Here is a 19,976-nt window from a genome sequence, read left to right as displayed (position 1 = left end):
TCAAAAAAAGACCTCGGCAGCAGCAATGCCAACCAGGCCTTTGGGTGTGTCAAGTTGAAGGTAGCCCATCTCGTTTATGCTGCGAAAGGTGCCGGTGATCTCTTCGCGGGGCATCCTTGCCGTGATGGTTTGCCCCAGTTTGGCGGCACGGGCCAGCCATGCCGAGCGGATCGGGCCAAAGCCGTGGGTGGCAAAGCGCTGCTCATGCGCGGCAAAGGCCGGAGCAAGATGAGACAGAAAATCCTCTGGGGTAACGGTGATGCCGGTCTCGGCGGCAAGGGCCACGGGGCGCACCGCGCGCGCCTCAACCTCACTGCCCTCAGGCGGCTGGATCAGGTTCACCCCCAAACCAATCAGCAGCCCGTCAAGCTGGCCATTGGGGCGCGGGTTAAGGCTTTCGAGCAGAATGCCCGCCAGTTTGCCGCCGTTCAGCAACACATCATTCGGCCATTTGAGCGAAAGCGCTTCGGGGCGACCGGTAACCTCGGCCACCGCATCAAACAGCGCTAATGCGGCGATGAAACTGCGCTGCGCTGCCGCTTCGGCGGTGCCGGGGTGCGGGATCGCCAGCGTCGCCGTAAACGCCCCGGCCGGATTGGCCCAGGGCCGCCCGCGCCGCCCGTGCCCGCCGGTTTGGCGATGTGAAAGCAGCCATGTCGGGCCGGTAAATTCAGCAAAGCGCTGCCGCGCTTCCTGCATCGTGGACGCGCAGCTTTGCAGCGTGATCAGCCCCGTCGCTGCGGGCCAAGCGCCCTCAGTTGACAAGGGCTGCCGCGGCCGTGGCGGCGTAGCCATCCACGCCGAACAGGTTGATCACGCCAAGCAGCATGATCGCTGCCGAGGCCATGAGGAAGCCAAAGGCCACCGGCTGCATCTTGCCATCTACCGCCTGCTCGGTCTCGTCACCGAAGTACATGTAGTAGACAATCCGCAGGTAATAGAACGCGCCGATCACCGAGGCCACGGCCCCGGCCACGGCGAGCCAGGTCATATTGGCGTCAACCGCCGCCCGCAGCACCGTGAACTTGCCAAAGAAGCCAAGCAACGGCGGAACCCCGGCAAGCGAGAACATCAACAGCAGCAACGCCAGCGCCTTCAGTGGTTCTTTCGAGGCAAACTGCTTCAACCCGTCAATCGCGGTGATGTGCCGCCCGTCGCGCTCCATCGACATGATGAAGGCAAAGGTGCCGATGTTCATGGTCACGTAGATCGACATGTAAACCAGCATCGACTGCACGCCCTGCTCGGTGCCCGAAGCAAGGCCCACAAGCGCATAGCCCATGTGAGCAATCGAGGAATACGCCATCAGCCTTTTAATGTCGCGTTGCCCCAGCGCCGCGATGGAACCAAGGAACATCGAGAGCAGCGCCAGCAGCGCCAGCACCTGCCCCCAATCGTGGGTGGCATTGCCAAAAGCGTCATGCATGACGCGGGCAAAAAGCGCCATGGCCGCAACCTTGGGCGCGGTGGCAAAAAACGCGGTGATCGGCGTTGGCGCACCTTCATACACGTCCGGCGTCCACATGTGGAACGGCACGGCGCTGATCTTGAAGGCAAGGCCCGAGATGATGAAAACAAGGCCAAAGAGCAGCCCGGTTGGCATTACGCCCTCGCCCGCAGCGGTGATGATGCCCGAGAACAACGTTGTGCCCGCGTAGCCATAGGTGAGCGAGGCGCCGTAGAGCAGAAGGCCTGAACTGAGTGCGCCCAGAACAAAGTATTTGAGGCCAGCCTCGGTGGATTTCACCCCGTCGCGGCGCAGGGCGGCCACAACGTAAAGCGCCAGCGATTGCAACTCGAGGCCCATGTAAAGCGACATGAGATCACCGGCGGAAACCATCATCATCATGCCAACAACCGCGAGCACCACCAGCACCGGATACTCAAACTTGAGCAACCCGCGCTTCGCCATGAAATCCTGGCTCATCAGCAGCACACAGGCCGCCGACACGAGGATCAGCACCTTGGCGAACCGGGCAAAGCTATCGTCGATGAAGAGGCCCCCGAAGGCCACATGGCTCTCGCCGCCCGAGAGCAGCACCCAGAAGGCAACGGCCAGCATCACCGCCGAAGTGGCCCAGACCATGGTTGGCGCCAGCTCGTCTTTCTTGGTGTAGACGGCGAATACCAGAGACGCCATCGCGAAGAGCGACAGGAAGATCTCCGGCAGGATGATCGCGAGGTCCGAAGAAATCATCTTAGTGGTCTCCCGTTTCCGCAGCCGTCACCGCCGCATCGGGCGCATGCTCGGCCAGGGCCGTCTCGTAATTTCCAACCAGCGCTTCCACCGAGGGGCCGATCAGATCGGTCACAAGGGCGGGGTAAACGCCGAGCAACAGGGTCATCACCACCAGCGGCGCAAAGATCGCGCGCTCGCGGCGGGACATATCGGTGATGGTCTTCAGGCTTTCCTTGATCAGATCGCCCAGCATCACCCGGCGATAGAGCCAAAGCGCGTAGCAGGCACTCAGGATCAAGCCCGTAGTGGCCACAACGGCAACCCAGGTGTTGACCTGGAAAATGCCCATCAGCGTCAGGAACTCGCCCACAAACCCGGAGGTGCCGGGCAGGCCGACATTGGCCATGGTGAAGAACATGAAGATCAGCGCATAGGCCGGCATCCGGTTGACGAGGCCACCATAGGCATCAATCTCGCGGGTGTGCATCCGGTCGTAGATCACGCCAACGATCAGGAAGAGCGCGCCCGAAACAAAGCCGTGGCTGATCATCTGGAAGATCGCGCCATCAATGCCCTGCTGGTTGGCGGCAAAGATACCCATGGTGACATAGCCCATATGCGCGACCGAAGAGTACGCGATGAGCTTCTTCATGTCTTCCTGCGCCATGGCCACGAGCGAGGTGTAAACGATCGCAATTGCGCTCATCCACAGCACCAGCGGCGCCATCACATCCGAGCCAACCGGGAACATCGGCAACGAGAAGCGCAAGAAGCCGTAGCCGCCCATCTTGAGCAGCACCGCCGCCAGCACCACAGAACCCGCCGTGGGCGCCTGAACGTGCGCATCCGGCAGCCAGGTGTGCACCGGCCACATCGGCATTTTCACCGCGAAACTGGCAAAAAACGCGAGGAACAGCAGCGTTTGCAACCCGCCAACGATCTGCATCCCGAACAGGCTCATCCCACCGCTGGAGAACTCATGCTTCAACAAAAGCGCAATATCGGTGGTGCCCGCATCCACATACATGGCGATCATCGCCACCAGCATCAGCACCGAGCCAAGGAAGGTGTAGAGGAAAAACTTGAAGGCCGCGTAAATCCGGTTTGCGCCGCCCCAGATGCCGATGATCAAGAACATCGGGATCAGGCCTGCCTCGAAAAACAGGTAGAAAAGCACCAGATCAAGCGCGCAGAACACGCCAAGCATCAGCGTTTCCAGCAAGAGGAAGGCGATCATGTATTCCTTGACGCGCACGTTCACGTTCCAAGCCGACCAGATCACCAGCGGCATCAGGAAGGTGGTGAGCATGACGAACAGGATCGAAATCCCGTCAACGCCCATCTTGTAGCTGAGGCCCATCATCCAGCTGCGTTCTTCAACGAACTGGAAATCGGTGTTCGAAGGCTCGAACTGGGCGATCAGGAACAGCGAAACCACGAAGGTCGCGCCGGTGGCGATCATCGCGAGCCACTTGGCGTTCTTCTGCGCCGCCGGATCATTGCCCCGCAGGAACAGCGCCAGAATGGCCGCTGCAATCGCCGGGATGAAGGTGATGATCGAAAGCAGGTTGTCCATATTATTGCGCCCCTCCGGCGATCGACATCCAGGTGACAAGCACCACGATCCCCAGCACCATCGCCGCCACATAGGTGAAGATGTAGCCAGATTGTGCCCGGCCCGCGAGCCGGGTGAAGAAGGGAATGATCCCCATGGCGACGCCGTTGACCCCACCATCGATGACGGTGCCATCGCCCTTCTTCCACAGGAATTTACCAAGCTTCAGCGCCGGGCGCACAAAGATGGCATCGTAGATTTCGTCGAAATACCACTTGTTGAGCAGGAAGCGATAAAGGATCGGCTGGTTCTCGGCCAGCTTGCGCGGCGCATCCGGCTGGCGGATGTAAAACACCCAAGCCAGCACAAAGCCAAGCGCCATGGCGATGAAGGGCGAGAGCTTCACCCACGTTGGCACCTCATGCGCATCGTCCAGCACGGTGTTTTCCGGCCCGAAGTAAAGCGCGCCGTCGCCCGGCGCACCGCCAAAGGCGGCGTGATGCGCGCCCTCGGCCATGGCACCCGCGCCATGATCCTCAGCCGCAGCGTCACCGTGGCCCTCGGCCTCGCTCGCCACTTCGCCGTGCCCGGCTTCGGCATGCACCTCCCCGGCCAGCGGGATCGCGTAGAACTCGGCCACCTCGTCGGTGTGCCCAAAGAACGACGACATCCAGACCATCCCGGCAAAGATCGCCCCAAGCGAGAGCACACCAAGCGGGATGAGCATCGTCATCGGGCTTTCATGGGCGTGCTCATGGGTGTGCTTGTCGCCCCGCGCCTGCCCAAAGAAGGTCATGAACATCAGCCGCCAGGAGTAGAAGGAGGTCATCGCTGCCGCGATCACCAGCAGCCAGAAGCCCAACATCCCGGCAGGGGTGCCGGCGGCATAGGCGCTCTCGATGATCGCATCCTTCGAGAAGAATCCGGCAAAGCCGATATAGGTGAGCGGAATGCCCACGCCGGTGATCGCCAGCGTGCCGATCATCATCGCCCAGAAGGTCATCGGCATCTTCTGACGCAGCGCGCCATAGTTCCGCATGTCCTGCTCATGGTGCATCCCGTGGATCACCGAACCAGCGCCAAGGAACAACAGCGCTTTGAAGAACGCGTGAGTCAACAGGTGGAACATCGCCGCCGAATACATGCCCACGCCCGCGGCCACGAACATGTAGCCAAGCTGCGAACAGGTTGAATAGGCGATCACACGCTTGATGTCGTTTTGCACAAGGCCCACAGTCGCCGCGAAGAAGGCGGTGAAGGCCCCGATATAGACGATGAAGGTGGTCGCCGAAGGCGCAAATTCCATCAACGGCGACATCCGGCAAACAAGGAACACACCCGCCGTCACCATGGTTGCGGCGTGGATCAGCGCCGACACCGGCGTTGGCCCTTCCATCGCGTCCGGCAGCCATGTGTGCAGGAACAACTGCGCCGATTTACCCATCGCCCCGACGAAGAGCAGGAAGGCGATGAGGTTGGCCGCGTTCCACTGTTGCCACAGGAAGGTGACGTTGGTTTCAGCCAGTTCAGGGGCCGAGGCGAACACCACATCAAAGTCCACGCTGTCGGTCAGGAAAAACAGCCCGAAGATGCCGAGGGCAAAGCCAAAGTCGCCCACACGGTTGACGATAAAGGCCTTCATCGCCGCCGCACCGGCGCTTGGCTTGCGGATGTAAAACCCGATCAGCAGGTATGAGGCAACGCCCACGCCTTCCCAGCCAAAGAACATTTGCAAAAGGTTGTCGGAGGTCACCAGCGCCAGCATGGTGAAGGTGAAGAACGACAGGTAGGCAAAGAATCGGGGGCGATAGCTTTCGCCTTCGCGGAAGTGGTTGTCATGCGCCATGTAGCCAAAGCTGTAGAGGTGCACGAGCGACGAAACCGTGGTGACGACGATCAGCATGATGGCCGTCAACCGGTCCACCCGGATCGCCCAATCGGTGGCCAGGGTGCCGCTTTCGATCCAGCGCAGGATCTGGATTTGCTCCATGTGCCCGTCAAATGACAGGAACACGATCCAGCTCAACAGCGCCGAAAGAAACAGCAGGCCGGTGGCGATAACCATACCGGCCTTTTCGCCGACGATCCGCCAGCCAAAGCCACAGAGTATTGCCCCGACCAGCGGTGCGAAGAGGATGATGGTTTCCATGTTCCCCTACCCCTTCATATTGTTGACGTCTTCCACCGCGATCGTGCCACGGTTGCGGAAGAAGCAGACGAGAATGGCGAGGCCAATGGCGGCCTCGGCGGCGGCGACGGTGAGCACGAACAGCGTAAAGACCTGCCCGATCACGTTGCCCTGAAATGCGGAGAAGGCGACGAGGTTGATATTGACCGCAAGCAGCATCAATTCGATCGACATCAGGATGATGATAACGTTCTTCCGGTTGAGGAAGATGCCGAAAATGCCGATGACGAACAATGCCGCCGCGACCGTGAGGTAATGTTCTAGTCCAACCATCAGGTCTCGGGCTCCATTTTGAACCGTTTCTTTGCAGTGCGCAGGCCGGGGAAGGCCGCGCGGCAACCGCATGTTTCGCGGCTGGTTTTCGTATCGCTGACGCGCAGCGCGGTGCGGGCCAGCCCGCTGCGCCTTTGATCCAGCGGGTCGCGCTTTTCAGAGCGCATCATTTTGGTGCGATCCCAGCGGGTGCGCCCAAGGCAAAAGCCCGGCTCCACAGCGTTGCAGGCCTCAGCGGCCAGATCGGCGCAGAAGACAGTGGCGCAAGATCCCCGCATCACGCCCCCTGTCCCAGCCGGACGCGACGACGGATACGCCAGCGGCGATAGACCCGCAACAGCACCACACTGCCAAGCGCCTTGGCCACCCAAAGCGCGGCAATGCCGCTCAGGCCGAGCGTGCCAAGGGCCATATGCGCGAGGTCGATCATCAGAGACCCTGCCCCGGTTTCACGTCTTTCAACTCCATCGCCTTGGCCGGATCGCGGTACATCTGCGCCAGAATATCCTGGCGCTTGATGTCCGGGCGGTGGCGCAGGGTCAGCACGATCGCCCCGATCATGGCCACCAACAGGATCAGCCCGGCAAGCTGGAACAGCAGGAAATACTGGTCATAAAGCACAAGGCCCAACAGACCGGTGTTTTGCGTTTCAACAGCGGTCAGCGCTGAAAGGTTGCCCGCCAAGTCCACGCCCTCAGCCGAAGTCCAGGCGCCATACACCATGCCAAGCTCCATCAGGAGCACCACGCCAATGAGGCCCGCCAGCGGCACATAACGCGCCATTTCGGCCCGCAACTCGGCGAAATCCACATCGAGCATCATCACCACGAAGAGGAACAGCACCGCCACCGCGCCCACGTAGACGATCACCAGCAGCATCGCGACAAATTCCGCCCCGAGCAAAACGAACAGGCCCGCCGAGCTGAGGAAGGCGAGGATCAACCAGAGCACCGAGTGCACCGGGTTGCGGCTTATCACCACAAAAAGGCCCGAGACCACCACGATGATGGAGGCCAGATAAAAGGCGAAGTCGGCGACGGTCATGCGCCCTCTCCCTTGTGTTTCTCGATTTCGGCCTGGGCAAGCTCCATGGCCTTGGTCATCGCGGGCACGCCGCCAAACATCGACATCATGGCAATCACCTCGGCCACTTCCTGCGCCGATGCGCCAGCTTCCAGCGCGTGGCGCACGGTGATGGTGATCTGATCTTCCGCCTGCGCGCCCAGAACAGTGAGCGCGGCCAACGTAACCAGCAGCCGCGTCTTGGCGCTCAACCCGTCGGGATTAAAGGTTTTGCCCATCATCGCATCCATCATGTCCTTGGGCATGGTGGGCATCCAGTCTCCAAGGCCGGGCATCTTGAACGAGGCCAGATCAGGGTTCACGTTTTTGGCCATTTCCTGGCCCGCATCCACCCACTGTTGGAAGAACTTGGTGAAATTCTCGGTCATGCGCTTTCCCCCTCTTCGGCCTCAAAGACCCCCATCGCCTCGTTCAGCGCGTTGATCGCCGCCCGGAAGCCGACATGCACCTTGAGCTGCGGAAGGGCCTGCCCGCCAAGCGCTGTCAGCCCGGCAATGATGGCAAGGAAGCGCGTTTTATCTTCGACCACGCCGCGATTGTAGACATGCCCCCAAGGCACCTCGACCATCGAGCGTGACATGCCCGGCAACAGCGCGTCATAACGCCCGGCCAACACCTCTTCGAGGCCCGGATTGCAGGCCTCCGAAAGTGGCTTGCCCCTTGCATAGGCATCCGCCTCGGGGGCGTTGGTGCGTTGCGCGTCGCTCATCGGTAAGGCGCATCCATCTCAAGGTTGCGGGCAATCTCGGCTTCCCAGCGGGCACCGTTATCAAGCAGCTTGTCCTTGTCGTAAAACAGCTCCTCTCGGGTTTCGGCGGCAAACTCAAAGTTCGGCCCCTCGACAATGGCATCCACCGGGCAGGCTTCCTGGCAAAAGCCGCAGTAGATGCACTTGGTCATGTCGATGTCATAGCGGGTGGTGCGGCGCGAGCCATCTTCCCGCGGCTCGGCATCAATGGTGATCGCCTGCGCCGGGCAGATCGCCTCGCACAGCTTGCAGGCAATGCAGCGCTCTTCCCCGTTGGGATAGCGGCGCAAAGCATGTTCGCCACGAAAACGCGGGCTCAACGGGCCTTTTTCATGCGGGTAGTTCAACGTCACCTTGGGCGAGAAGAAATACTTCAGACCAAGCCGAAACCCCTCGATCCAGTCGGAGAGGAAAAAATACTTGGTCGCGCGGTTCCAGTCGATCTGGGTCATATTGCTCGCCTATCCCCGCAGGCTGAAATTGCTACGCATCGCGGGGGCATTCTTCATCCGCTCGGCGTTTTCTTTTTGCTCGGCGGAGGGGTCAAGGCCCCGCAGCGAACAGTGTACGGCGTGCAGCACGCCGGTGAACTCGTCCACGCTCACCAGCGCGGGCTTCTTCACCTTGGCGGCATGTTCCTGGAGCCAGCCAGCAACAACCTTGCCGGTGGTGGCCAGTTGCTCGCCCTCAATCTGCGGCAGCTCATAGCCCATCCTGTCACGCGCGATCCAGGCGTTGACCACCTCGCCAACAGCCTCAGGGGTCAGCTGCTCCCAATCGGGCTTTTTCTCGCCAAAATGGCCCAGCAGGATTTTGCGAAACTCCTGCGCTTCGCCATAAATCGTTTGGTGTGGCGCGTCTTCCATCCAGGTTGCCACGGTCTCGGCGGGCGTCATTTCTTTGTCAGTCATATTAGCCTCCCATCGCATAGCGGGCCCAGAAGGCACCAAAAACTTCGAACTTCACCAAAAACGCGATCAACACGACCCAGGCCAGCGAGAACGGCAGGAACACCTTCCAACCGATCCGCATCAACTGGTCGTAGCGGTAGCGCGGGGTGATCGCCTTCACCATCGAGAAGATGAAGAAGAAGAACAGCATCTTGGCGATGAACCAGAGGATCCCGTCGGGCAGCCCCGGAATGGGCGACAGCCAGCCCCCAAAGAACATCAGCGTAATCAAGGCGCACATCAGCACCACCGCCACCAGCTCACCAATCATGAAGAGGAGGAAGGGCGTGGAGGAGTATTCCACCTGATAGCCAGCCACCAGTTCGGATTCGGCTTCGGGCAGGTCAAACGGCGGGCGGTTGGTTTCGGCCAGCGCCGAGATGAAGAACAGGAACACCATCGGGAAATGCGGCAGCCAGTACCAGCCGAGCATGCCCCAGCCGGTATCTTGTGCGCCAACGATGTCACTGAAGTTCATGCTGCCGGTCGAAAGGATCACGCCAATGATGATCAGGCCAATCGACACCTCGTAGCTGATCATCTGCGCCGCAGAGCGCAGGCTGCCAAGGAAGGGATACTTCGAGTTTGAGGCCCAGCCCCCCATGATCACGCCGTAAACCTCCAGCGAGGAGACGGCGAACACATAAAGGATGGCCACGTTGATGTCAGACAGCACCCAACCGTCGTTAAACGGGATCACCGCCCAGGCGATAAGTGCCATCACCAGCGAGATCATCGGCGCCAGGAAAAACACGGCCTTGTCGGCCCCGGCGGGCACCACGACCTCTTTGACGATGTATTTCAGGAAATCCGCAAAGCTTTGCAGCAGGCCGAATACCCCCACGATGTTGGGGCCTCTGCGCATCTGGACGGCGGCCCAGATCTTGCGGTCGGCGTACATCAGGAAGGCAAGAGCCACCAGAAGCGGCACCACGATCAAAAGAACTTGGCCCACCAGCAGCAGGGTGTATCCAAAACCTGTGTTCAGAAAGAAATCTGCCATCGATGCCTTCGTCCTCAAACCGTGGGTATGCCCCGTGCGGCACAATCCTCAACCGTCACTTGCGCGTCGATTTTGGTTGGCCCGCTCGGGAGCGCTGGCGATATGGTGTAAACAGCATCCGCACGCCAAAGGCCAGCCTCTTCGGCCACCCGAGTGCGGAGCTTCCTCAAGAATCCGTAGTCCCTGATCAGCGTGTATTGCGCGGCGGCGCAAAGCGCGTATTCCTCAACGTCCTGCTCATCGCGCGCGCCTTCCATCTCAACGACGAAACCCACTAGATCACCGTCAAGCAAGCGCGTTTCAATGCCTCGATACACAGGCTCAAAGCTTTGCGCGCGGCGCGTCACCACCTCTGGCAACGCGTCCCCATCAGGGTTGTCAAAGGCAATGCCATGGCCCTTGGGCCCGCTTGCCTCGCAGGCTGCGGTTGCCAGCGCGAGGGCGGCGGTCATTATGATCCTGGATACCCCCAAGAGCGCCTACTCCGCCGCCATTTGCTGGCCTTCGCGGCGGGCCTTGGTCCGCGCCGAAAGGTCGGCCATCACGGCAGAAGCGCGGGCGATGGGGTTGGTCAGGTAGTGGTCTTTCACGGCATAAACGAAGGCCGCTTTGCCAAGGCTGCCCGCCTCAACCGCCTGCCAGTCGTTCTGCGGCACGGTGTCGACCTCGGCGAGATGCGGCACCTCGGCCACCAGCGCCTGACGCAGTTGCGCAAGGTTGTTCCACGGCTGGGTTTCGCCCGACATCTTCTCGGAGAGGGCGCGCAGGATCGCCCAGTTTTCCTTGGCGTCGCCGGGGGGGAAGCCCGCCCGCAGCGCCAGTTGCGGCCGCCCTTCGGTGTTCACGAAAAGGCCCTGCTCCTCGGTCCAGGCGGCGGCAGGCAGGATCACATCGGCGCGGTGTGCGCCCCGGTCGCCATGGCTGCCCTGATAAATCACGAAGGCCCCGTCAGCGACCTCAACCTCATCCGCGCCAAGGTTATAGATCACCTCGGCCCCGTCGATGGCGGCGTCAAGGCCGCCTTCGGTGACAGCGCCCACATCCATGGCGCCCACGCGCGATGCGGCACTATGCAGCACCAGCAGTTTGGCCCCAGCATTTTCGGCCAGTTTCATCGCGTGGCCCAGCACGGCAGCGCCGTCGGCCTCGCGCAAGGCTCCCTGCCCCACGATCACCAGCGTGTTCTTCTCGTCGCGGGTTTCGTCGCTGATTTCCTTGCCGGAAAGCTCTTCCAGTGCGGCGCGATCATTGCCGAGATGCTCGTAATCATAGGTCAGATCCACGGCCTCGCCCACGAGGCCCACGGTTGCGCCATTGATCCACGCCTTGCGAATCCGCGCGTTCAGCACCGGAGCCTCGGCGCGCGGGTTACAGCCGATCAACTGGATCATATCGGCACTGTCGATATCTTCGATGCTGGCGGTGCCCACATAGCCCGAGCGGTTGCCCGCAGGCAGCTTGGCCCCATCCGTACGGCACTCGATCTTGCCGCCCCGGCTTTCAACCAATTGCTTGAGCGCGAAAACCGCCTCAACAGGGGCCAGATCGCCAACAATCCCGGTGATCGCCTTGCCCTCGGTTGCCTCGGCCACCTTGTCCAAGGCCTCGCCCCAGCTTGCGGCGCGCAGCTTGCCGTTTTCACGGATGTAGGGCTTGTCGAGGCGCTGGCGGCGCAAGCCGTCCCACACAAAGCGCGACTTGTCCGAAAGCCACTCTTCGTTCACCCCGTCATGGTTGCGCGGCAGGATGCGCATCACTTCGCGCCCCTTGGTATCCACCCGAATGCTGGAGCCAAGCGCGTCCATCACATCAATGGTTTCGGTCTTGGTCAACTCCCACGGGCGAGCGGTAAAGGCGTAGGGCTTACTCACCAAAGCACCCACCGGGCAAAGATCAATGATATTGCCCTGAAGCTCGCTATCCAGCGTTTCGCCCAAGTATGAGGTAATTTCCGAATCTTCGCCGCGCCCGATCTGGCCCATCTGGGTGATGCCGGCCACCTCGGAGGTGAAGCGCACACAGCGGGTGCAGGAGATGCAGCGGGTCATGTGAGTCTCGACCAACGGGCCAAGATCAAGGTCATCCACCGCGCGCTTTGGTTCGCGGTAGCGCGAGAAATCCACACCATAGGCCATCGCCTGATCCTGTAGATCGCACTCGCCGCCCTGATCACAAATCGGGCAATCCAGCGGATGGTTGATGAGCAAAAACTCCATCACCCCTTCGCGGGCCTTCTTCACCATCGGGCTGTTGGTTTTGACAACGGGCGGCTCACCGTCCTTGCCGGGGCGCAGATCCTTGACCTGCATGGCGCAGGAGGCGGCGGGCTTCGGCGGACCGCCAACAACCTCAACCAGACACATCCGGCAGTTTCCGGCGATTGACAGGCGTTCATGGTAGCAAAAACGCGGCACTTCCACCCCGGCCTGTTCACAGGCCTGGATGAGCGTCAACGCGCCTTCTACTTCAACTTCCTTGTCGTCAATGATGATCTTGCGCAGGTCGCTCATGCGGGGCCCTCTTGGCTGCCCCCGGCGGGCGTCTGCCCGGGGCCCCTGCCCCGCCGCGCCGCATCCGGGTGATGCTATGCGCTTTCTAGGCTTACGGGCGGGGGCATTCAACCCTCCCGCCCGCGAAAAATCCGTAATGAGCCACGGGATTTATCCGCAACGCCCATGCAAACCCGGTTCCAGCCCAACACATTCGAAGCCTTGCAGAAAAAATGCGCGCAGCGGCCTGGGGAAAAAGCCCTATTTTTCTCGCAAAAGTGCGCCTACCTTGGTGCCGCCCGCAATCTCCTGATGACCGAGTTTGCAATAGCTCTCCGCCGAGCCATCCACGCCCTTCGAGGCCATGTATTTCTTTGCAACTTCGATCAAACGCGCCTTTTGCGCCTTGTCGTCAACATAAGCGTCAATTTCCGACTGGCTGAAACCCTCTGCCTTGGCCTGCCGCTCAAGCGAATTGAGGTAGGTATAGGCCTTCACCATGCGCGCATTGATATCGGGGCAATTGCGGCGGATCTCATCAGCCACGCCAATCGCCACCAGCCCCGCGTTGACCGATTTGCTGTCTGCCAGCGATTTGGCCGTTGCCACCCCGGTAAACCCCAGCGCGGCGATCACCGCCAAAACCGCTGCTGCCATCGTCTTTTTCGCGAATGTCATGTGTCTCGCCTTCTTGCCTGTTCCTCACGGGTCAATCGCCCGTCTGTCACAAAACCACATGGGGAGAGCGGGGCTGCTATGCAATAACAGCGCCAATGTCATCGGGTTACGGCGGCGCTAAACCCCGGTTTTCATTGGATTCCGGCAGAAACCCGCCGTTTCAGCGCCGCGTGGCGGGCCACGGCACCAAGGCAACCACAAGCAACACCACCGTCGAAAGCAGGCCGGTCAACGGGAAGACAATCATCACCCACTCGCCCGGCACGCCCAGAAACCGGACCGCCGTCTCGTAGAGCAAGGGCGCGACCAGCCCCAGGAGCGCTACGAGAATCGCCGCGATCACCGTGCCCCCCATGCCCAACCCGGCCTTGCGCGCCACGATCACCACAGAGGCGATGAAAACCAAGGAGGAGATCACCCCGATCATCGCGCCAATCGCCGAAAAAACCTGCATATCCATCGCGCTCGCTCCCTTTACGCCCCGATCAGAACCAGGGGCGCTTTCCATCCACATAGATCTGCTGAAAATCTTCGTCGGTCTTGGTCAGGTACAGGATCGCCTCGACCATGGCGATCACGGCAATAATCAGCGTGGGAATCGCCAGCAGGATGATGCCAAACACCGACAAGCACAGCATGGCCACACCCGCGCCGGTGTAACCAAGATAAAACTTGTGCACCCCAAGCCCACCCAGAAACAGCGCCAACAGCCCGGCAACCAGCTTTTCCTTTTCCGGGCTGGCCCCCGTCATCACGCCAACCGGATAGATGGAGCGGGCAAGCCCGTTATCGGCCTGAAAATCGACCGGCATTCCGGGGCGGATCAGGTTAAAGCGATCCTTCACATCGGTCCCGGCAAACTCGTAGCGCTGCCCGTCTTCGCCGCTGATCAGCCCACGCGCCGTTTGCGCGTCATAGGTCAAAATTTCACCCCGCATAGCGGCCCTCCTTCAAAATATCTTTGTGTTCAATTGCGGCAGGAGCCTACCCGAAATGGCAGGCAAGGCAATGGCCTACCCCTTCGGACACCGCGCCACCGTAGGGAACGAGTTTAGTGGAACAAGGGGAATCACCGGCATGATCAAAACCCTCTGGTACCCCCACCCCGGCCACATAAAGCGACGGCCTGCGCGAAGCGCCCGAAACTCTCTAATAGCAGCACAAAGCCACCCACACGCCCGGCGATACCACAGCAGTAGCCCACGCAGAGGCAGATCACTGCCAAGCGAAATCGAAAACAAAACCCCGTTTTAGCGGGCAATCTGGAAGGTGCGAAACGCCCCGCCCGTCACTCCGCCGCGATCGCCCGCTTGTGCTTGATGCGATCCTCGATCACATCGCGGAAGTTGCGGATAAGGCCTTGGATGGGCCAAGCGGCGGCATCGCCAAGAGCACAAATCGTGTGGCCCTCTACCTGCTTGGTCACATCGAACAACATGTCGATCTCCTCGACACTCGCATCGCCCTTCACCAAACGGTCCATCACCCGCATCATCCAGCCGGTGCCTTCGCGGCACGGCGTGCACTGGCCGCAGCTTTCGTGCTTGTAAAACTTGCTCAAGCGCCAGATCGCCTTGATGATATCGGTGTTCTTGTCCATCACGATCACCGCCGCCGTGCCAAGGCCCGAGCCCAGCTCATTGCGCAGGTAATCAAAATCCATCGTCGCGTTGCGCATGTTTTCACCGCGCACACAAGGAACCGATGAGCCGCCGGGGATCACCGCCAGCAGGTTGTCCCAGCCGCCGCGAATCCCGCCGCAGTGCTTCTCGATCAACTCCTCAAAGCCGATCGACATCTCTTCTTCCACAACGCAGGGGTTGTTCACATGGCCCGAGATTGCAAACAGCTTGGTGCCGGTGTTGTTGGGACGGCCAAAGCCTGCAAACCACTCACCACCCCGGCGCAAAATCGTGGGCACCACGGCGATGCTCTCCACGTTGTTCACCGTTGTCGGGCAGCCATAAAGCCCCGCGCCCGCCGGGAACGGCGGCTTCATGCGCGGCATCCCCTTCTTGCCCTCAAGGCTTTCCAGCAGCGCGGTTTCTTCACCGCAAATATAGGCCCCCGCGCCATGGGCGAGGAAAATATCAAAATCCCAGCCCGAGCCAGAGGCGTTCTTGCCGACCAGACCGGCATCATAGGCTTCGTCAATCGCCGCTTGCAGCGCCTCACGCTCGCGGATGTATTCGCCGCGGATGTAGATGTAGCAGGTGTTGGCATTCATCGCGAAACTGGCAATCAGGCAACCTTCGATCAGCGTGTGCGGATCGTGGCGCATGATCTCCCGGTCCTTGCAGGTCCCCGGCTCCGATTCGTCAGCGTTCACAACAAGATATGCCGGGCGGCCATCGCTTTCCTTGGGCATGAACGACCATTTCAAACCGGTCGGAAAGCCCGCTCCGCCCCGGCCACGCAAGCCGCTCGCCTTCATCTCATCAACGATCCAGTCACGGCCCTTCTTGATGATCTCCGCCGTGCCATCCCAGTGGCCACGCGCCTGCGCACCCTTCAGGGTCCGGTCATGCATACCGTAAACATTGGTGAAGATGCGGTCGCTGTCCTGCAACATCGGGCGGGCTCCATATCTGGCTTCGCACTCCAGCGGAAATAGCCGAAGGACAAAGGTTTTGCCAGTGCCAACTGGCGCAAATTACATTCGACGGCTAGCGCCGCCTCCACAGCATCACAAGCTGCACCATCGCATAGGCAAAGACCGCCATCGCAATGAGATAGATCAGTATTTCGTAACGCGGCTCCACGCCGAGCTTTTGCACCAGCCAAGGCGCGATGATCGCCAGCACGCCAGCCCCCGCCACCATCAGCGCCAGCTTGCGGCCCGCGCGGGCAAAGTCACGATCTTGCTCGGGGCTGCTCATTGTTCGGCCAGTTTCGCCTCGGCCTCTTCGGCCCGTTTGCGAAATTCCTTCATCCGCTTGCGCAGAAAATCAACCTTCTGGTTATACCAGCGGGGCATCACATAGCTTGCCGCCTCATGCGGAATCTCATGCGGGGCGAGGCTTTCGGGCACTTTCGCGCCGGTCTTGACGTAAAGCAGCAGGTTTTGCTGGAACCAAGGCGCCATATCCTCAACGCCCACAAGGCGACGACGAAAGGGATCAAAGCAGCGATAGCCCCGCTCGGCAAACAGCCCGGCCCAATAGCCCTGCCACTGGCAGTTGATGTGCCCCTTGCCCTTTTGCCCCGGAATGGCGGCAGAAAAGAGCACCTTGGTCGACAGGCGGCACAAATCGTCAACAAAGCCTTCGCCGCGCTCCTTGGGCAAATGCTCGGCCACCTCCAGCGAAACCGCCATGTCAAAGCGCTTCTTGCCAAGGTCAAACGGCTCTTCAAGGTTGTGAATGGTATAGTCTTCCAGCGGCTGCTCGGTTTCCAACTCGTTGACCCAGGGGCCATCAACACCGCGCACCCTGGTGCCGCGCTTCGCCGCCTCGGCAAGGAAAAACCCCATGCCGCCGCCCAGATCAATCATCGACTTGGGCTGATAGTATTCCCACAGCAGGTCCGCCACCCCACGGGCGTGACCACGACGCCAATCGCGGCGGTCGTCATGGCCTTCGAACATGCTGTTATACTGGTTCACCATATCGCCCTTGTACGTTCCCTTGTCCGTTGCACCTGCGCTGCCGCCCCGCCGCTTTGGCAGGGCTTTCACCGCAGATCAGTAAACATCGCCCTTGTTGACCCGCTTGGAAAATTCGGTTTCGCCGCCCTCGGCAAGTGTCGCCGCCTGGCTGACCCATTCGTCACGCCGCGCCCGGCCCTTGAACCCTTCAAGGTTCTGGTCGACCCAATCCATCTCATCATCCGACCATTTGGCGATTTGGTCAAAATGGTAAAAGCCCATGGAGTTCAGCATTTTCTCCAGCTTCGGCCCAACACCTTTGATCGCCTTCAGGTCATCGGCCTTGCCGCCGCGCGCCTCTGAAAGCGTCTCTGGCTTGGTGCCCGGCCCGGCAGGTGCCTCCGATGAGGCCGCGGCACTTGGCTTTTCAGCCCCCGCCGCGCCTTCCTTGCCAGCCTCGCTGCCCGCATCCTGCGGCTGCTCGGTGGCCTCGCCCGCCGTATCGGCCTTGCCCGCCTTCGGCCCCGGCTTGGCGCCTTCGGCCCCGCTGCTGTCACCATCCCCCTTGGAAGTGCCGGTGGCCCCGGCCTCCCCGGAAGGTGCGGTCGGCTGGCCCTTGGGGCTGTCGCCGTCCTTGCCAGCCTCGGCCTTGCGCTCAACGTCGCCCGCGCCCTCTACCTTGGCACGATCGGCCTCCGAGGCGGCCTTGGCAGCAGCAGGCTTGTCGGGGGTGGCGGCTTCTGCCCCTTCAATCCCGCCTGCGGCCTCAACACGGGCCTTGCTTGTGGGGGTCGCGTTCTTGCCTGCCCAAGGGGTGAGCAGCGGCACTTCGGTGCCATCAATGCGCTTGACGGTATCGCCAATCTCGGTCGCCCGTTGCACCGAGGCGTTATACTTGGTCTTGCCGCTCTCATGCTCTTTCAGGCTGGTCAGCCCGGCCAGCGGCTCCGCTGCAAAGCGGCCATTCTGCGGCCCCGGCACCGGCACCTTGCCCGCGCGAAGCTCGTCGATGATCTCGCCAAACCGCTCGGCGGTGAGATCCTCGTAATAATCCTTGCCGATCTGGGCCATTGGCGCGTTGGCGCAAGAGCCAAGGCATTCCACCTCTTCCCAGCTCAGCTTGCCATCTTCCGAAACCTCATGCGCGTTTGGCGCGATCTTTTCCTGGCAAACAGCCATCAGATCCTCGGCACCACAAATCATGCAGGAGGTTGTGCCACAAACTTGAATATGCGCAACACTTCCAACAGGTTGCAGCTGGAACATGAAGTAAAAGGAGGCCACTTCCATCACCCGGATATTGGCCATCCCCAACATATTCGCCACATGCTCAATCGCCGGGCGGGTCACCCAGCCCTCTTGCTCCTGCGCGCGCCAAAGCAGCGGGATTACCGCACTGGCCTGCCGCCCCTCGGGATATTTCGTAATCTGCGCCTCTGCCCACGCCTGATTGGCGGGCGTAAAGGCAAAGCTCTCGGGCTGCTCGTGATAAAGACGACGAAGCATCAGTTCTCTCCCGGTGTGAGGGTGACGGGCGCGCGGGGCGCCGTGTTCAAAAGCGAAAAGGACATGACAAGGCTAAAGCTCAGGGTCAGCACGATCACCGTGGCAATCCCCAGCCCGATCGAGGCCAGATAGGCCAGCCCCGCCGAGGGCACGCGCCGCGCGGCAAAGGTCGCCACCGAAAAGGCCGCGATCATGATCAGCAAAAAGCCCGCAAGAGGCAGAAAGGCGTGGACCATATTCACGCTTTCACCCAGGCGCATTTTTGGCTGCCGCTCATGTAAAAGGTGCGGGCGTTCTTGCGCTCGCCCATGGTCATGGCGGTTTTGAATCCCGCCACGAACATGCCGGATCTGGTCTTGTCATTGGTCACGCCATGAAAATCCGCAACCTGCTGGCGCAATGGCCCGGCGGACAGTTCGCCACACAGTTTGGCGGGCAGCGGGCAGGCGCTTTGCGCAACGCCCTGCCCGGCGGTGCAGGCCAAAGCAACCGCCACAATGCAGAGAAGGCGCTTCTCCCTCACCTGTCGACCTCCCCAAAGACGATATCCAGCGAGCCGAGGATGGCGGCAATATCGGCGAGTTGGTGGCCTCCGGCGATAAAGTCCATGGATTGCAGGTGCAAAAAGCCCGGCGCACGCAGCTTGGCGCGGTAGGGTTTGTTGCTGCCGTCCGATTTCATGTAAACGCCGAACTCGCCCTTGGGCGCCTCAACGGCGGCATAAACTTCCCCCTCGGGCACATGGAAACCCTCGGTATAAAGCTTGAAATGGTGGATCAGTGCCTCCATCGAGCGTTTCATCTCGCCACGCTTCGGCGGAGTCACCTTGCCGCGCGCCAGAATATCGCCCTGCCCCTCGGGCGCGCGAAGCTTTTCAATGGCTTGCAGGATGATCGAGGTCGATTGGCGCATCTCTTCCATCCGCACAAGATAGCGATCATAGCAATCACCGTTCTTGCCGACAGGCACCTGAAAATCGAACTCGTCGTAGCACTCATAAGGCTGCGCACGGCGCAAATCCCACGCCATGCCAGAGCCCCGCACCATCACGCCGGTATAGCCCCAGTCAAGCGCATCCTGCTGCGAAATCACGCCAATATCGGCGTTGCGCTGCTTGAAGATGCGGTTCTCGGTGAGCAGCCCGTCAATGTCTTTCAGCACAGGGGGGAACTCATGCGCCCAGGTTTCGATATCATCAAGCAGCTCAGGCGGCAGATCCTGATGCACGCCACCGGGGCGGAAATAGGCCGCGTGCAGGCGCGCGCCGCAGGCACGCTCATAGAAGATCATCAGTTTTTCGCGCTCTTCAAAACCCCAGAGCGGCGGCGTCAGCGCGCCCACGTCCATGGCTTGGGTGGTCACGTTCAGCAGGTGGTTCAGCACCCGGCCAATCTCGGAATAAAGCACGCGGATCAGGCTGGCGCGGCGCGGAACCTCCACCCCGGTGAGCCGCTCGATCGCAAGGCACCAGGCGTGCTCCTGGTTCATCGGGGCGACATAATCGAGCCGGTCCAGATAGGGCAGGTTTTGCAGGTAGGTCCGGCTTTCCATCAGCTTTTCGGTGCCACGGTGCAGCAGGCCAACATGCGGGTCACAGCGCTCTACGATTTCGCCGTCAAGCTCCAGCACCAGCCGCAAAACACCATGCGCGGCAGGGTGTTGCGGGCCGAAGTTGATGTTGAAGTTGCGAATCTTCTGCTCGCCCGTCATCGCGTCTTCGAATTTGCCATCCATGGTC

General features: G+C 60.9%; 25 protein-coding genes. All 25 read right to left on the bottom strand.

What is annotated here, in order from left to right; genetic code table 11:
* The 25 genes from P1U55_RS01895 to P1U55_RS01775 all read right to left on the bottom strand — a co-directional run bounded on the left by P1U55_RS01895 (position 1) and on the right by P1U55_RS01775 (position 19,972).
* Positions 1–765 carry a biotin--[acetyl-CoA-carboxylase] ligase gene (locus tag P1U55_RS01895; protein WP_301045778.1) on the bottom strand — a complete coding sequence of 255 codons (765 nt, stop codon included), beginning with the start codon at positions 763–765 and terminating at the stop codon, positions 1–3.
* Positions 755–2,197 carry an NADH-quinone oxidoreductase subunit NuoN gene (nuoN, locus tag P1U55_RS01890; RefSeq protein ID WP_301045777.1) on the bottom strand — a complete coding sequence of 481 codons (1,443 nt, stop codon included), beginning with the start codon at positions 2,195–2,197 and terminating at the stop codon, positions 755–757. Before nuoN ends, P1U55_RS01895 begins: the two co-directional genes overlap by 11 nt.
* A 1-nt stretch (position 2,198) precedes the next feature.
* Positions 2,199–3,755 (bottom strand): NADH-quinone oxidoreductase subunit M, encoded by a 1,557-nt coding sequence (locus tag P1U55_RS01885; protein WP_301045776.1) that lies wholly within the window; start codon positions 3,753–3,755, stop codon positions 2,199–2,201.
* A gap of 1 nt (position 3,756) precedes the next feature.
* A complete protein-coding gene (gene nuoL / locus P1U55_RS01880) occupies positions 3,757–5,883 on the bottom strand; it encodes an NADH-quinone oxidoreductase subunit L (RefSeq protein WP_301045775.1) in 2,127 nt (708 codons plus the stop codon).
* Positions 5,884–5,889: 6 nt separating this feature from the next.
* Complete coding sequence (gene nuoK, locus P1U55_RS01875) at positions 5,890–6,195, bottom strand: NADH-quinone oxidoreductase subunit NuoK (RefSeq protein ID WP_301045774.1); 306 nt, start codon at positions 6,193–6,195, stop codon at positions 5,890–5,892.
* The gene (locus P1U55_RS01870) at positions 6,195–6,473 is read right to left on the bottom strand and encodes a hypothetical protein (RefSeq protein ID WP_301045773.1); all 279 of its coding nucleotides are present in this window, start codon (positions 6,471–6,473) and stop codon (positions 6,195–6,197) included. The genes nuoK and P1U55_RS01870 overlap by 1 nt, the downstream gene beginning before the upstream one ends.
* The gene (locus P1U55_RS01865) at positions 6,473–6,625 is read right to left on the bottom strand and encodes a hypothetical protein (protein WP_301045772.1); all 153 of its coding nucleotides are present in this window, start codon (positions 6,623–6,625) and stop codon (positions 6,473–6,475) included. Before P1U55_RS01865 ends, P1U55_RS01870 begins: the two co-directional genes overlap by 1 nt.
* Positions 6,625–7,239: an NADH-quinone oxidoreductase subunit J gene (locus P1U55_RS01860; RefSeq protein ID WP_301045771.1), complete on the bottom strand. Its 615-nt coding sequence runs from the start codon at positions 7,237–7,239 to the stop codon at positions 6,625–6,627. Before P1U55_RS01860 ends, P1U55_RS01865 begins: the two co-directional genes overlap by 1 nt.
* Positions 7,236–7,646, bottom strand: coding sequence for a carboxymuconolactone decarboxylase family protein (locus P1U55_RS01855; protein WP_301045770.1), 411 nt, complete (start codon positions 7,644–7,646; stop codon positions 7,236–7,238). Before P1U55_RS01855 ends, P1U55_RS01860 begins: the two co-directional genes overlap by 4 nt.
* Positions 7,643–7,987, bottom strand: coding sequence for a carboxymuconolactone decarboxylase family protein (locus P1U55_RS01850; RefSeq protein WP_301045769.1), 345 nt, complete (start codon positions 7,985–7,987; stop codon positions 7,643–7,645). Before P1U55_RS01850 ends, P1U55_RS01855 begins: the two co-directional genes overlap by 4 nt.
* Positions 7,984–8,478 carry an NADH-quinone oxidoreductase subunit NuoI gene (gene nuoI, locus P1U55_RS01845; protein ID WP_301045768.1) on the bottom strand — a complete coding sequence of 165 codons (495 nt, stop codon included), beginning with the start codon at positions 8,476–8,478 and terminating at the stop codon, positions 7,984–7,986. The genes P1U55_RS01850 and nuoI overlap by 4 nt, the downstream gene beginning before the upstream one ends.
* A gap of 9 nt (positions 8,479–8,487) precedes the next feature.
* Positions 8,488–8,937, bottom strand: coding sequence for a hypothetical protein (locus P1U55_RS01840; RefSeq protein WP_301045767.1), 450 nt, complete (start codon positions 8,935–8,937; stop codon positions 8,488–8,490).
* 1 nt (position 8,938) lies between these two features.
* Positions 8,939–9,979, bottom strand: a complete 1,041-nt coding sequence (gene nuoH, locus P1U55_RS01835; RefSeq protein WP_301045766.1) for an NADH-quinone oxidoreductase subunit NuoH — start codon at positions 9,977–9,979, stop codon at positions 8,939–8,941.
* A 14-nt stretch (positions 9,980–9,993) separates the two neighbouring features.
* Entirely contained in the window at positions 9,994–10,431 is a 438-nt protein-coding gene (locus P1U55_RS01830; RefSeq protein ID WP_301045765.1) for a hypothetical protein, read from the bottom strand.
* Between the two features lie 27 nt (positions 10,432–10,458).
* Positions 10,459–12,489 (bottom strand): NADH-quinone oxidoreductase subunit NuoG, encoded by a 2,031-nt coding sequence (gene nuoG, locus P1U55_RS01825; protein ID WP_301045764.1) that lies wholly within the window; start codon positions 12,487–12,489, stop codon positions 10,459–10,461.
* Between the two features lie 240 nt (positions 12,490–12,729).
* Complete coding sequence (locus P1U55_RS01820) at positions 12,730–13,146, bottom strand: DUF5333 domain-containing protein (RefSeq protein WP_301045763.1); 417 nt, start codon at positions 13,144–13,146, stop codon at positions 12,730–12,732.
* 160 nt (positions 13,147–13,306) lie between these two features.
* On the bottom strand, positions 13,307–13,606 hold the full coding sequence (locus P1U55_RS01815) for a hypothetical protein (protein ID WP_301045762.1): 300 nt from the start codon (positions 13,604–13,606) through the stop codon (positions 13,307–13,309).
* Positions 13,607–13,631: 25 nt separating this feature from the next.
* A complete protein-coding gene (locus tag P1U55_RS01810) occupies positions 13,632–14,084 on the bottom strand; it encodes an NINE protein (protein WP_301045761.1) in 453 nt (150 codons plus the stop codon).
* A gap of 350 nt (positions 14,085–14,434) precedes the next feature.
* On the bottom strand, positions 14,435–15,718 hold the full coding sequence (gene nuoF / locus P1U55_RS01805) for an NADH-quinone oxidoreductase subunit NuoF (protein WP_301045760.1): 1,284 nt from the start codon (positions 15,716–15,718) through the stop codon (positions 14,435–14,437).
* A gap of 94 nt (positions 15,719–15,812) precedes the next feature.
* Entirely contained in the window at positions 15,813–16,025 is a 213-nt protein-coding gene (locus P1U55_RS01800) for a DUF5337 family protein (RefSeq protein WP_301045759.1), read from the bottom strand.
* Positions 16,022–16,822, bottom strand: coding sequence for a hypothetical protein (locus P1U55_RS01795; RefSeq protein ID WP_301045758.1), 801 nt, complete (start codon positions 16,820–16,822; stop codon positions 16,022–16,024). The genes P1U55_RS01800 and P1U55_RS01795 overlap by 4 nt, the downstream gene beginning before the upstream one ends.
* A 6-nt stretch (positions 16,823–16,828) precedes the next feature.
* Positions 16,829–18,238 (bottom strand): NADH-quinone oxidoreductase subunit NuoE, encoded by a 1,410-nt coding sequence (gene nuoE / locus P1U55_RS01790; protein WP_301045757.1) that lies wholly within the window; start codon positions 18,236–18,238, stop codon positions 16,829–16,831.
* Positions 18,238–18,498 (bottom strand): hypothetical protein, encoded by a 261-nt coding sequence (locus P1U55_RS01785; protein WP_301045756.1) that lies wholly within the window; start codon positions 18,496–18,498, stop codon positions 18,238–18,240. Before P1U55_RS01785 ends, nuoE begins: the two co-directional genes overlap by 1 nt.
* Positions 18,477–18,761, bottom strand: a complete 285-nt coding sequence (locus P1U55_RS01780; protein WP_301045755.1) for a hypothetical protein — start codon at positions 18,759–18,761, stop codon at positions 18,477–18,479. The genes P1U55_RS01785 and P1U55_RS01780 overlap by 22 nt, the downstream gene beginning before the upstream one ends.
* Complete coding sequence (locus tag P1U55_RS01775; RefSeq protein ID WP_301045754.1) at positions 18,758–19,972, bottom strand: NADH-quinone oxidoreductase subunit D; 1,215 nt, start codon at positions 19,970–19,972, stop codon at positions 18,758–18,760. The genes P1U55_RS01780 and P1U55_RS01775 overlap by 4 nt, the downstream gene beginning before the upstream one ends.
* Between the last annotated feature and the right edge of the window lie 4 nt (positions 19,973–19,976).

Source organism: Vannielia sp. (genome assembly GCF_029212645.1).
Lineage (GTDB): Bacteria > Pseudomonadota > Alphaproteobacteria > Rhodobacterales > Rhodobacteraceae > Vannielia.
The sequence above is the reverse complement of the archived record's forward strand: the minus strand, read 5'-3'. Positions and strand labels throughout refer to the sequence as shown.